This window comes from Pseudophaeobacter profundi, from assembly GCF_029697505.1.
Taxonomy (GTDB): Bacteria; Pseudomonadota; Alphaproteobacteria; order Rhodobacterales; family Rhodobacteraceae; genus Pseudophaeobacter; species Pseudophaeobacter profundi.
The window spans coordinates 1-279 of sequence record NZ_JARJEF010000195.1 but is presented as its reverse complement, the minus strand read 5'-3'; the positions used below and the strand labels follow the sequence as shown (position 1 = coordinate 279).

Below are 279 nucleotides of genomic sequence, written 5' to 3'. Positions count from 1 at the left end.
CTTATATGCAATGCCCCATACTTTGTCCTCACTGTCCGATGAAGGCAGCAGTGTCACAACTCGGCCTGGCTTTTCTGGCACACCTCTATGATCTACACTTGACTGATAAAATCTTCTGAGAAATCCCTTGATATAGCCTATCTGTTTATCAGCATATGGAAAATCAGTTTTCCATAATAAGGATCCATATCCAAAAATCCAAAGGGGAGTTTCATTATCAGTTTCATCCATTAGTAATTGGAATAATTTTGGTCCATCATATAAAAAGCTTTACATTAC

1 protein-coding gene is annotated in these 279 nt (G+C 37.6%); it reads right to left on the bottom strand.

Annotated features, from left to right (window positions below; translation table 11 throughout):
* Positions 1–231: gamma-glutamylcyclotransferase (locus P2081_RS20720; RefSeq protein WP_278924673.1), on the bottom strand; the 231-nt coding region annotated here is incomplete at its 3' end.
* Positions 232–279: the final 48 nt, after the last annotated feature.